This is a genomic window from Brevibacterium daeguense (assembly GCF_021729135.1).
In the GTDB taxonomy this organism is placed as follows: Bacteria; Actinomycetota; Actinomycetes; order Actinomycetales; family Brevibacteriaceae; genus Brevibacterium; species Brevibacterium daeguense.
Window position 1 is genome coordinate 34,561 of sequence record NZ_JAJTWW010000016.1, and the last position, 11,137, is coordinate 45,697.

Annotated in this window: 11 protein-coding genes and 1 tRNA gene; 4 read left to right on the forward strand and 8 right to left on the reverse strand. The window is 65.9% G+C overall.

Annotated elements, in window-relative coordinates:
* Positions 1-132 precede the first annotated feature (132 nt).
* Positions 133-660, forward strand: coding sequence for a flavin reductase family protein (locus LXN01_RS12685; protein WP_236865739.1), 528 nt, complete (start codon positions 133-135; stop codon positions 658-660).
* Positions 661-663: 3 nt separating this feature from the next.
* On the opposite strand, the gene LXN01_RS12690 is transcribed toward LXN01_RS12685, so the two are convergent.
* Complete coding sequence (locus tag LXN01_RS12690; RefSeq protein WP_236865740.1) at positions 664-2,388, reverse strand: helix-turn-helix domain-containing protein; 1,725 nt, start codon at positions 2,386-2,388, stop codon at positions 664-666.
* A gap of 111 nt (positions 2,389-2,499) precedes the next feature.
* Complete coding sequence (locus tag LXN01_RS12695) at positions 2,500-3,648, reverse strand: LLM class flavin-dependent oxidoreductase (RefSeq protein ID WP_236865800.1); 1,149 nt, start codon at positions 3,646-3,648, stop codon at positions 2,500-2,502.
* Positions 3,649-3,858: 210 nt separating this feature from the next.
* On the opposite strand from LXN01_RS12695, the gene LXN01_RS12700 reads away from it, so the two are divergent.
* Positions 3,859-4,347, forward strand: coding sequence for an immunity protein CdiI family protein (locus LXN01_RS12700; RefSeq protein ID WP_236865742.1), 489 nt, complete (start codon positions 3,859-3,861; stop codon positions 4,345-4,347).
* 43 nt (positions 4,348-4,390) lie between these two features.
* On the opposite strand, the gene LXN01_RS12705 is transcribed toward LXN01_RS12700, so the two are convergent.
* The 4 genes from LXN01_RS12705 to LXN01_RS12720 all read right to left on the reverse strand — a co-directional run bounded on the left by LXN01_RS12705 (position 4,391) and on the right by LXN01_RS12720 (position 6,783).
* The gene (locus tag LXN01_RS12705; protein WP_236865744.1) at positions 4,391-4,651 is read right to left on the reverse strand and encodes a hypothetical protein; all 261 of its coding nucleotides are present in this window, start codon (positions 4,649-4,651) and stop codon (positions 4,391-4,393) included.
* Positions 4,652-4,732: 81 nt separating this feature from the next.
* Positions 4,733-5,317: a class I SAM-dependent DNA methyltransferase gene (locus tag LXN01_RS12710; protein WP_236865745.1), complete on the reverse strand. Its 585-nt coding sequence runs from the start codon at positions 5,315-5,317 to the stop codon at positions 4,733-4,735.
* 90 nt (positions 5,318-5,407) lie between these two features.
* Entirely contained in the window at positions 5,408-6,223 is an 816-nt protein-coding gene (locus LXN01_RS12715) for a ZIP family metal transporter (RefSeq protein WP_236865746.1), read from the reverse strand.
* A gap of 272 nt (positions 6,224-6,495) precedes the next feature.
* Complete coding sequence (locus tag LXN01_RS12720; protein ID WP_236865747.1) at positions 6,496-6,783, reverse strand: mycoredoxin; 288 nt, start codon at positions 6,781-6,783, stop codon at positions 6,496-6,498.
* Positions 6,784-6,983: 200 nt separating this feature from the next.
* Here LXN01_RS12720 and LXN01_RS12725 point away from each other — a divergent pair, with 200 nt between their 5' ends.
* Positions 6,984-7,403 carry a DUF1801 domain-containing protein gene (locus tag LXN01_RS12725; RefSeq protein WP_236865748.1) on the forward strand — a complete coding sequence of 140 codons (420 nt, stop codon included), beginning with the start codon at positions 6,984-6,986 and terminating at the stop codon, positions 7,401-7,403.
* A gap of 74 nt (positions 7,404-7,477) precedes the next feature.
* On the forward strand, positions 7,478-8,890 hold the full coding sequence (locus LXN01_RS12730) for an alanine racemase (protein ID WP_236865749.1): 1,413 nt from the start codon (positions 7,478-7,480) through the stop codon (positions 8,888-8,890).
* On the opposite strand, the gene LXN01_RS12735 is transcribed toward LXN01_RS12730, so the two are convergent.
* Both LXN01_RS12735 and LXN01_RS12740 read right to left on the reverse strand, forming a co-directional pair.
* Positions 8,881-10,590: an alanine/glycine:cation symporter family protein gene (locus LXN01_RS12735; RefSeq protein WP_236865750.1), complete on the reverse strand. Its 1,710-nt coding sequence runs from the start codon at positions 10,588-10,590 to the stop codon at positions 8,881-8,883. The genes LXN01_RS12730 and LXN01_RS12735 overlap by 10 nt on opposite strands.
* A gap of 310 nt (positions 10,591-10,900) precedes the next feature.
* Positions 10,901-10,984: transfer RNA gene (locus LXN01_RS12740), tRNA-Leu, on the reverse strand.
* Between the last annotated feature and the right edge of the window lie 153 nt (positions 10,985-11,137).

Consider the following 11,137-nt stretch of genomic DNA (forward strand, 5'->3'; position numbering starts at 1 on the left):
GTCTCGATTTCTGGGCGGTCTTTCCGTGAGCAGTCAAAAGTGTCCCATTCTGGACCACCTCCGTTCCCAGCCCGCGCCGCATACTCGTCATGAACGTCGCGGTCCTGGTGTGGATCGGGATGACCGCTGCACATGGAAGGGGTGCCAACAATGTCGGAATACAAGGACGTATCGCCGCAACGGATGCGCGAGGTGATGGGCAGCTTCTGCTCTGGGGTGACCGTGGTCGCGACGCAGACTGAAGACGGACCGGTCGGCTTCACGTGTCAGTCATTCACCTCGCTGTCGCTGGAGCCGGCGCTGATCACCTTCAACCCGTCGCGCACCTCGACGTCGTGGCCGCGGATTCGGGAGGTGGGACGGTTCTGCGTCAATATCCTGGGTGGAAAGCACCAGGAGCTCTCCGGCGGTTTCGCCCGGTCGGGTGCGGACAAGTTCGCCGGAGTCGCCCATGAACCCACTCCTCTGGGCAATCTCCGCCTCGTGGGTGCTCTCGCATGGATCGACTGCACGCTGCATGCCGAATATGACGGCGGTGACCACACGATTGTGGTGGGCCAAGTGCAGGCGATGGAGGCGGCCCAGCACATTGATCCGCTGCTGTTCTATCGAGGAAGGTACGCCGCACTGGCCGCTGCTATCGAGCTTGCCGCGTCGTGATCGTCAGCCCAGCACCTTGTATCGCTTCATCTTCCGGTACAGGGTGCTGCGGCTGATGCCCAGATAGTCTGCAGCGCGGCACTTGTTGCCGCCGAAATTGTGCAATGCGTCGACGATGGACTGCCGTTCCAGCGCTTCCAGATGCGTCAGGCTCGAAGCATGGACCGGGTCGGTCAGGAAATCGGGCAGCATCTCAGAAGTGATCCGCAGACCATCACTTGCGTCACCCTCGGCGACGCGCAGATGCGCGGTCACCGCGTCGACGACCGTGGCGAAGGTGCGGAAGTTATCGGCCCACCGGATGTGCCGGACGAGGTGCACTGCTGCAGGAGACAGCACGACTGGCTTCCCGACCTGGGCGCTGAGGGCTTCGGTGAGGAGATGCGGGAGAAGTTCCCGCAGGCGATCCAAGGAAACGGTCACGACCTGCACTGCACCGGTGACATCGCTCGCCGTCTCGCTGATGGCGACTTCTGGTGCCGGCTTCCCGAGGCGGTGAGCGTGCTCCCGGAGCGCCTGAGCAATCCGCCGCCGGCCGGTGTTGGGTTCGCCCCACACGACAACTCGGTCTGCACGGGCTGCGCGCTGGATATCGGAGCGGATCAAGGAGAACGGTGCCGTTGAGAGGAATCGGTCGAAATCGGCATCGTGAGCCTCGGCCTCCGGAGTACTGGGTGGAGTGTGCGGCCCTTCGGGCTGCCTCAGATCCACCCCACCAGCAGTCGGGGCGTGGTCGTGAGCTCCGGACTCGCGTGTGTCGACGGGGATGAGCCGGCAGAGCAGAATGCGTGTGCCTTCGCGGGAAGGGCCGGTGATGCTGACCGGAGTCTCGACGACGTCGGCGTGAACATCGAATTCGCCGCTGGACAACGTCATTCGCCCGACGAAGGGATCACGGTTCAGCGTGGTGCGCAATTCTCGCAGCCGGAACAGGTCCTGAGGTGTCAGCAGGAACGTCGCGGCGTTGTTGAGCAACGTGGTGTGGTCGTCGGTCACCATCCCGGGCACGATCTCGTGCTTGATCTCCTGATTGAAGATGCTCTGGGCCGGATCGTCCATGTTCACCACAAGCCGTCGGATCCGGTTCTCGATCTCGGTCGTGGCCTGCTTCAGCAGAGGCAGCGACAGATCATGCGCGTGCCCAGATGGCAGCACCAGTGACAATGAACCCAGGGTCCGGTTGTGCACCGGGCTGATCACCGGCACTGCGGCACACGTGAGGGTGTGCAGCCCATCGAGAAAATGCTCGGTCCCGGAGATGACGACCGGGCGACGCTCCTCGATCGAGGTGCCCAGCCCGTTCGTGCCGAGCGTGTCTTCCGAATAGACGAAGCCCTCTCCGGCGTTCATCGAATCCAGGCGGGCACGGACCCAGCCGTCAGTTCCGCGGCGTGCGATGATCCTGCCCCGTTCATCGCAGAGGATGAGCGCGGCAGGGGCGTCTGCAAGCAGTTTGGTGAGCTGATCGAGCACTCCGCCGGCCGACAGCGCCAGTGGTGATTCCGCGTCAAAGGAATCGTCATAGGCATCCGGAACCGATTCCGGCCGGATCCCGGCGCTCACGGTGCGACGCCAGGACCGTTGGACCACGTCGCGGATCCCGGCAGGACTCTGCCGAGCAGCGAGGAGCCCCCGCTCGAGAAGCTCAGCCCGGAAGCTCAACAGCGCGTCTGTCCGTTCTCGACCAGTCGGATCTGCGGCGCTGCCCGCGGCATGGTTCGTCTTCATAGTCTTCATTGACCACCGCCCTGTTGCTCGAAGGGTGTGCCGATCGTACTCGAAGAGTCCGATCGGCACACCCCTGATGCGACTGCTGACAGCTGCCTCGGATCTGCGTCGCTACTTCCTCTCGGCGAAGTGCTTATCGGTCGCGGCCTGCACTGCCTTCTCCACTCGGTCACCGAGCTCAGCCCACTGGTCGATCGACCGCTGCTCCGCAGCCCTGAGGCGGGTGGCTCGATTCTGGAACTGGGGCTTCACATGCTGAGCGAACAATTCATAGCTACGCCTGGTGGCAGCCGGATCAGCCCACTCGGCGTGCTGGATCAGATATGATCCGAAGCCGCCGTTGGACTGGGCCACCAGCCGCTCGATCTGTTCGATGGCATCATCCGGGGTGCCGATCACCCCGAGACCGGATTCGGTCACCCACGCCAGACGTTCCTCGAAGGTTCGCCCTGCCGCTCGGAAGTGGGGAACCGCCAGCACGTCCTGCGTGTACGCACACCAACTCTCAAGACCGAAGCGGACATTCTCGATCGCCTGTTCCCGGGTCTCCGCAATATGCATCGGTCCGACCAGGCGCCACCGCGATCGGTCGGCAGTGGTGCCGAACTCCGCGGCGCGCTCCTCCATCACGTCCCAATGTGAAGCCAGCACATCGAAGCCGGCCTTGGCCGTGGCGCCGATCGAGAGCAACGACAGACCGTGCTTGCCCGCGATCCGCGGACCCGTCGGCGAGGAGATCGCCGCGACTGCCACCTCGAGCTCGTCGTTGAAGGGCGAATACTGAGTCTGAGCGTTTCGCAGGCGATAACGCGGAGTGTCAGCAGTGACTGCCTCACCGGCCAACAGCCGCATCAGCACGTCCGTGTCCTCCTCCAGGGCTCCCCGCTGCTCCTCGATCTCCAGCCCGATCATCGTGGCATCCTGCGGCAGCGCCCCCGGACCCAGGCCCAGAATGAAGCGGCCACGCGTGAGGTGATCGAGGAACAGTGCGCTGTCAGCGACATGGAAAGGGTTGTGATACGGCAACGAGAGAACGCCGGTCGCAAACTTGATATTGCGAGTCTGCGGCGCCAGATGAGCGATGAACATCATCGGATCCGGAACGAGCTCATTGCCGGACGAGTGGTGCTCTCCAATCCACACCTCGTCGTAGCCGAGCTTGTCGAGCAGCTGGACCACCTCGATGTCACGGACGTACGCAGACGTGGGATCCTGACCGGCCGGGGTATGGAAGGGGGCCATGAAAATGCCGAACTTCATATTAGCCACCGGGGCTCTCCTTCGAGTCGATGCAACGTTGGCGCACCATTGCGCCACTGGTAGCACTCAGTATGGGAGAAATCTCCTGGTTCCAGATGTGTCAGTTTGGGACACTCCCGCCCCAAGCAGCCGGCGTCGACTTCGGCGGTGATTTCACTGCTCGCTTCAACTGGCGTTTCCGGTCATGACTCCCGGCAGTACCGTTGTGGCGTGGCTTCAGCGAAGGGGCGGCCGCAGGTCGTGCGAATGTTTCCAGACTACGCCGGCACCGTTCTATGGCTTGGTGACCCCGTTGCGTACGGCTCTTCCGGCCTTACCGACGGGCTGATTCGCGACCTGAAAGCTTGGGAGCAGTGCTACTACGACGCGTTGACCCCTGACCTGGAATGGAGATCGGCAGAACTGGCCCGCCAGTACACAGAGGAAGGCAACCAGTTGGCTGCGCGTGTGGCAGATGAACTGGGAGACGGATACGAAGTCGAGTTCCGATCCTTTGAGCCGGGCGCTGGGCGCCGCCGGTTCCATGGGACAGGAGCTGCGCTCAACGCCCGGGCCGCTGCCGCTTTCGCTGAACTCGCAGCCACCCTGAAAGCGGAGCAGGAGCAATCTGGCGGCGACGACGGCTACGCTTTCGCGCCTGTGTCCGGCAACATCTTCAAGCCGCCACGGGGACGAGTTGATCGTGGTTCTGAGAGCTGATGGGGGCAGGGGTCGCACACAGGTGTGAGGTCTTCCGGTGTTCTCAGGCGGCGTACCGCGCGTCGGCGCGCTCCAGGGCCTGGTACGTCGCCCGGAAGGCCTCGCAGACGTCTTCGGGGACGGCATAGTTCCGGGTCAGGGTCCGCAGTTCGTTGAACAGTTCAGCGGTGCGCGGGTCGGTGTTTGACTGCTGGAGCGTGAGCGTGATTTCTCGCACGCGGGTGAGCTCAGGGTGATGTGCTCCGTGGACGCGTTCGATGATGGGCGCGAGTTGGGCTGCTTGCGCCAGATTCTGGTCGGTCACTGGTCGTTCCTTTCGAGATGGCGATATCAGAGAGCTGCTTTGTGCGTCGGGATTGTCGTTGACGAAGATCCGTGGCGGAGATCACGACGCCCTGGCGGTGACGGTCGCGTGAGGACGCCGCGGGTGCCACTGCTGGGCGGTCACCTCGAACCCGGCACCCTTGAGCGCGTGGACCAGGGACGTCATCGGCCAGCGGTAGGCCGTCGCGGCTGGGTGCTGGAACGCCTCGATCCGAGGGCCGGAGAAGAATGAGGCGAGCAGTGAGCCGCCGTCATTGAGGACGCCGCGCAGGGTGGACAGTGCTGTCGGGAGCTCGTCGGGGCGCAGGTGGATGAGGGAGTACCACGCCAGGATCCCGGACCAGCGCTCGTCGGTGCCCTCGAGGTCGGCGAGGGAGGCGTGCCGGAACGGCACGGTGGGATGTGCGCGGCGGGCGAGTTCGACGAACCGGTCGACCGGTTCGAGTCCTTCGACGTCGTGCCCCAGGGCGGCGAGGTGACCGGTCCAGCGGCCGGTACCGGCGCCGACGTCGAGGATCGGGCCGGAGACGGTCCTGGCCCAGGGCTCGATCACGGCGCGGTCGGGGTCCTGGGGGGACACCTCGGTCCCGAGCACGCCGGCAAGCCTGGTCGCGTTGGTGCGGTATGCCTGTACAACTTCGTCCATCAGTGCCTCCGTCAAACGAGTCGATCCAGCCGTAGGGGTCAGCAGGTCGGCGCGGGGACTGCGCCCCGCTCCGACCAATGGCCATCCCCATCACATGAGCATCATGAGGATGAGGAACAGCAGGAAGCCGGCGGCTGCCATCGCGATGGTGCCCGTGCTCTCCTTGATCTCGTAGGCTTCGACGAGCAGCTCCGCGACCGCGGTGAACAACAGGGCAGCGGCACCGAAGGCGAGGCCGGTGACCAGCAGCGGGGCGGAGACCCCGGCGAAGACGAGGGCGCCCAGGACGGCGCCGAGCGGCATCATGACCGCCACGAAGGCGCCCACACCGATCGCCGAGCCGACCGACCCGCCGCCGGCACGCGTGGACCCGGCGATAGAGGCAGCGACGAACAACAACTCGATCGACAGCGCGACCGCGATCAGGAGAGCCGCGCCACCGCCGGCCGACAGTGCCACGCCGATGATGGCGCCGTCGATGAGGACAACGACGGCAAGCGCGATGGCCAGGCGCAGGTTCACACCGGTGGCCGCCTTGGTCTGCACGCCACCGTGACCGTGCTCCTCACCATGGGCGGGGCCGTGTTCCTCACCATGGGCGGGGCCGTGTTCCTCGCCGTGGGCGTGGCCGTGCCCGAACCGCGTCAGCAGCGCGCGCAGCGCCAGCATGAACGCCGTGCCCAGCACAAAGCCGAATATCAGCGGCCAGCCGGCACCCAGGTGCAGCGCCTCCGGAAGCAGATCCAGTGTCGCCGCGGCAATGATCAGACCCGCAGCGAAGTGCTGGACATAACTCGTCAGTGTCGAAGTCTGACTGCGCGTCGCGACAGCCGCGACCACCGCGCCGACAAGACCCGCCACCAATCCGATCGTGCCGAGTCCAAGTGCTTGCCCGAACACATCCATTGCTGTTCCCTCCCGGAATATCTGCTTACGTTGAGCGAGCCGGTCTGTCTCGGCCCTTCCACTTTCGAACATATGACATGGCAGGAATTCCGTAATTGATCTGGATCAAGAAGCGGAGCGGGAAGCTGAGAACTGCCGGGCTCGCGGACCAGGGAATCGAGAGTGTGCACCGAAGCAGAAGGCGAACCCCAACCAGACACAAGAACGGGGCCGGCAGATCCGAAGATCCACCGGCCCCGGCCCGAGCGGAAATCAGCTCGAAGCTCGAGTCATCAGTTCCGCAGCTCGGCGAGCTTGGCCTTCACCGCCGCCTGCGACGGGTTGGTCTGCGTGCTCCCGTCGGAGAACAACAGGGTCGGCACGGTCTGATTGCCGCCGTTGGCCTCTTCCACGATCGCGGCCCCGCCGTCCACTTCCTCGATGTTGACCTCGGTGTAATTGATGCCGGCCTGGTCGAGCTGCGGCTTCAGCCGCTTGCAGTATCCGCACCAGGTGGTGGTGAACATGGTGACCTCACCGGCCTCCGGCAGGAACTGATCGACAGTCGTGGGGGTGCTCATAGGGCTCCTCTTCGCTCTTTCGCAATGATTCCGGGGTCGCACTGCATGCGGTCGGCCCGCAGGTGCACCTGTCATGGGAACCCCGCGAGCGCCTCGGCTATTCCGCAGCCGCCTCTCCAGTCGGACCCCCCGACTGATCCTCAGCTGTCCCCCAATCGAAGCCCCCGCCAACCCGCTCCCGGTGGTGCGACAATCTCCACATGGCTGACTCCATCTCCACCCACCCCACCGATGTCGATCCGCGCGAGTACATCGATTCGCTCGAGACGCCTCGGCGCCGGGTTCACGGTCACCTGCTGCTCGACATCTTCTCCGAGGTCACCGGTGCGAACCCCGTGATGTGGGGCCCGACGATGATCGGCTACGGCTCCTACGACTACACCTACGACAGCGGCTGGTCGGGCACCTACTTCCGCTCCGGCTTCAGCCCGCGCAAGGCGGCGCTCTCGCTCTACGGCCTCCCGCCCGAATCGGCCGCGCCGGAGCTGTGGGCGAAGTTCGGCAAGCACCGCCGAGGCGCCTCCTGCGTCTACGTGAACAAGCCGGAGGACATCGACCTGGATGTGCTGCGCGAACTCATCGCGATCGGCTGGAACACGGACCCGACCGGCACGGACTGATCGCGACCGGAGCACACCGCGTTATGGGCGCGCTGACCTGGACAGCCCCGTCGGGCCGCGGCCTACGATGGAATATGGCTACCCAGCATTCCGAGACCGCCGGCAGCGCAGCCGGACCAGCCGGCGCTTCCGCACACCCCACCACCGGCGCCAACCAGGAGCTCCCGCGCGGCGGGCCTGAGCACTCCCGGCTGCCCACCGCAGCGACCGTGATCCTCGGGCCCCAGCACAAGTCGATTCCGCCGGCGCTCTGGGGCCGGCCCGGTTCTCAGGTCGGCACCGAGCGCCTGCCGCTGTCGACCTTCCCTACTCCCCTGTTCACGCTGTCGGACACCGCGATCAGCCGCAACCTGGAGCTGATGAGCCGCTACGCCCGCGACTCCGGGGTGCTGCTGGCCCCGCACGGCAAGACGACGATGTCCCCGGACCTGTGGCACCGCCAGCTCGACGCCGGCTGCTGGGGCATCAGCGTTGCAACCCCCTGGCAGGCGCAGATCGCCCGGCACGCCGGTGTCCAGACGATCGTCCTCGCCAATACTCTGCTCGACCCCACCGGCATCGCCTGGGTCGCCCAGGAGATGCGCGCCGACCGCGGCTTCCGCTTCGTCTGCTGGGTCGACTCCCCCGCAGGAGTGCAGCTGCTCGACCGGGTGCTGACCGACGCCGGAGCCGAGCGGCCTCTCGAGGTGATCGTCGAGGTGGGCGGCCCCGACGGCAGGGCCGGCGTCCGCTCCCAGCACGACGGGATCGCCGTCGCCGAGGCGGTCGCCGCCTCCCGGCACCTCCGGCTCCTGGGTGTGGGCGGGTATGAGGGGGTCTTCGCCCACGATCGGAGCGCTGACGACGTTCAGCGGGTCACGGACTATCTCGCCGGCGTCACCGAGCTGCACGCCCAGCTGGTCGGCCAAGGCCTCTACCCGGGGCAGGCGCTGCTCACCGCCGGCGGCAGCATGTACTTCGACCTCGTCGTGGACGCCTTCACGGACGCCGCCCGCACCGCCACCGCGCAGGGCGTGTCCACGAGCGTGCTCCTGCGTTCGGGTGCGTACCTGATCCATGACAGCGGGACGTACGACGAGGTGTCGGCTCTGGGATCTCTCCACGCCGCCGAGGCGCTCGCTCCGGGAATGCACGTGTTCTCGCGGGTGCTCTCCCGGCCCGAGCCGGGCCTGGCGATCCTCGATGCCGGCAAGCGCGACGTGCCCTTCGACTACGGCCTGCCGGTCCCGCTCCGGGTGCTCGGCGATGCATCACCTGAGACCGAGCAGGCGCTGGCCGCGGCGACCATGAGGACGCTCAACGACCAGCACCTGTTCCTCGACCTGCCGGCGGGCACCTCGGCGGCGGCGCTCCCGGTCGGAGCGGTGGTGCAGCTGGGACTGTCGCATCCGTGCACCGCCTTCGACAAGTGGCGGCTGGTGACCACCGTCGACGACGCGACGAGCGAGGAGCCGCACGTGACTGGCTTCCTCCCGACCTACTTCTGAGGGGCAGCCGACGAACCGCCGCCACCGGCGGACAGGCGGTCGCGCTGCGCCTTGCGGAAGCTGCGGCGGATCGTCGTCCGCTTGGCCCACGCCTTCGCACGCCGCTTCTCCTCGGAGGCGATCTGCTCGGGCGTCGGCTCATGGTCGCGCAGGCCGACCTGCAGATGCTCGGGCACCTGCTGAATCGTTCCGGTGTCGACCTTGACCTTGTGGCGCAGGATCTCCATCCGCAAGATCTTCGACAGGAAGTAGATCCCGAGCAGGTTCGGCACGCTCATGAGGAAGAACATCGCATCGGAGAACGCGATGACGCTGTCGAGAGTGATCGAGGCGCCGATCACGACTGCGATGACCCAGATCACCTGGAAGGCTTTCTGCGCGCGGCGGGACTCGCCCGTCAGGAAGCCGATCGCCTTCTGCCCGTAGTAGGCATACGACAGGATCGTCGAGAAGCCGAACAGCACAACCGAGATCGTCAGCAGGATCGGGAACCACGACGACACCGTGGCGAAGGCGTCCGCGGTCAGCGAGACACCGGCCGCGGTGGAGCCGTCACCGGCATCCGCGTCGTAGAGGCCGGTCGTGATGATCGCCAGCGCGGTCATGGTGCAGATGATCACGGAGTCGATGAGCGGCTCCCACATCGCGGTGAATCCCTCGGTCGCGGGCTTGGTGGTCTTCACGGCCGAGTGGGCCATCGCAGCGCTGCCGACGCCGGCGGCGTTGGAGAACAGCGCACGCTGGATGCCGACGATCGCCACACCGATGACACCGCCGGTCACGCCCTCGCCCGTGAAGGCACCGGCGAACATCAGACCGAAGGCTCCCGGGATCGCGGTGAAGTTGACGCCGAGGATGACCAGCACCGACCCCACGTAGAGAAGTGCCATGAGCGGGGTGATGGCCGAGGTCCACACGGCGATCTTCTTGATCCCGCCGAGGATGACGAGGGCCGCCACGGACGCGATGATCACGCCGATCAGCCAGAGCTTGTCGGCGAAGAAGCTGCTCTCGCCGCCGGTCGCGGTGACGATGATCGCCGCAGCCTGATTCGACTGGAACAGATTGCCGGCGCCGAAGACGCCGACCACCGTGGCGATCGCATAGAAGTAGGCGAGGAACTTGCCCAGCCGGGGCCGTCCGATCTCCCTCAGACCGTCGCGCAGGTAGTACATCGGACCGCCCGAGGTGGTCCCGTCGTCGGCGATCTGCCGGTACTTCACGCCCAGCGTCGCCTCGGCCATCTTGACCGTCATGGAGAAGAAGCCGAAGATGATGATCCACAGCGCGGCACCCGGGCCGCCCACGGTGATGGCCACTGCGACACCGGCGATGTTGCCCAGCCCGACCGTGCCGGACAGCTCCGTGGCGAGCGCCTGGAACGACGACACCTCACCGGGGTCGGTCTTGCGGGTGAACTTCCCGCGGATGATCGCGATCGAGTGCTTCAGGCCGGTGATCGGCTGGAACCGCAGATACACCGTCAGGAACACCGCGGCGGCGACCAGCCAGACCACGATGATCGGCAGTTCGGCCCCGAACACGGGGATGCCGAAGAAGACGACGGTCGAGAGGATGTCGGCGATCGGGGCGAAGACTGCCTCGACGGTCCGGTCGATTGCGGAGACCGGCTCGGCGGCCTGGGCGGAGATCAGTTCCGCTGCGGATGGACGTGGGGCGAGTGGTGACTCGATATTCATATGTCCCGGCGCGACATAGCTGTACCACCGGAGGGTCGGTCCGGTTCGGCGCCGTGCGGCACCTTAGCAAGTCGGTATGTGCTCAGCGACCGATCAGACAACGCCCAGCGTGCTTGCCCTCTCACTCAGCTGCGCGCTCCCGGAGCGCCCGGACCGCCGGTCGGCCAGCATCCCCACGGGATCGGCGGGTTCGGAGTGACTCCATCACCGAGGCTGGATACGTTGAGCCGTCTCTCAGGGAAAAGGTCGGAGCGACAGCCCTCTGAATGACTTCAGGCCCCGGATTCCTCCGGGGCCTGAAGCCGCAGTGTGCGCGAGGGGGGACTTGAACCCCCACGCTCTTTCGAGCACTGGCACCTGAAGCCAGCGCGTCTACCAATTCCGCCACTCGCGCAAGCGACAATAGAAGACTCTAACAGCAGCTGCACGGCGCAACAAAATCGAGTCGGCAGCCCGCCTCGAGCTCACGGCCCGCCCCCACGCGCTGACCGCCTGCCGGGACGTTCTGCCGGGAAGTTCTGCCGGGAAGTTCTGCTGGGACTTTCCG